Annotated in this window: 1 protein-coding gene; it reads left to right on the forward strand. The window is 39.0% G+C overall.

Going from position 1 to position 1047, the window contains the following annotated elements:
• Nucleotides 1-1047: condensation domain-containing protein (locus PX481_RS07410; RefSeq protein WP_288094185.1), on the forward strand; the 1047-nt coding region annotated here is incomplete at both ends.

The following is a 1047-nucleotide window of genomic DNA, read 5'->3' on the forward strand; positions in this document are numbered from 1 at the left end:
CTCTGGTTTTTGGCTGAATTTGAGTCGAATAGTTCTTTTTATAATATCCCCCTAGCCTTGCGTTTAGAGGGAAACCTGAACTCAGAAATCTTAATCCAGAGTTTAGAAGAAATTTGTGATCGCCACGAAGCTTTACGCACCAACTTCATTACCGTTGATGGTATCCCTACCCAAGTTATACAAACACGAACCTGGACAGTTACGGTTGTGGATTTACAGCATTTATCTGGTAGTGAACAAGCAATTGCCTCCCAAGAGTTAGCACAAAATCAAGCGGTTCAACCCTTTGATTTAGCTGGTGAACCCTTAATCAGAATCACTTTAGTGGTGTTATCTGAAACGGAACATCTCTTATTAGTCTGTATGCACCACATTGTCAGTGATGGCTGGTCAATGGGGGTATTTATTCAGGAACTAACCGCCCTCTATAATGCCTATATTCAGGGATTATCTTCGCCGCTCAATCCCCTATCTATCCAGTATGGAGATTTTACCCTTTGGCAAAGACAATGGCTACAGGGAGAAGTCTTAGAAAACCAATTAAATTATTGGAAAAAACAATTAGCAGACGCACCAACTTTCTTACCCTTACCAACAGATAAACCTCGTCCAGCAGTCCAAACATTTACTGGGGTACATCAAGAGTTTCAACTATCCCTTGAACTCACACAAAAGCTAACAGAATTAAGTCAGCAACAAGGGGTAACAATGTTTATGACATTGTTAGCAGTTTATGGAGTATTACTTTATCGTTATACAGGACAATCAGACATCTTAATAGGCACACCTATAGCTAATCGTAACCGTCGTGAAATAGAGAGTTTAATCGGCTTTTTTGTGAACACTTTAGTGATGCAGACTGACTGTTCAGAAAATCCTAGTTTTCAGGAATTATTGATGAGAGTTAGAGAAATGTCTTTAGGTGCTTATGCTCATCAAGATTTACCCTTTGAAATGTTAGTAGAAGCCTTACAAACAGAGAGAAATCTTAGTCATACTCCTCTATTTCAGGTAATGTTTGTCCTTCAAAATACTGCCTTATCTGAA

Source organism: Microcystis sp. M53603_WE2 (assembly GCF_030065435.1).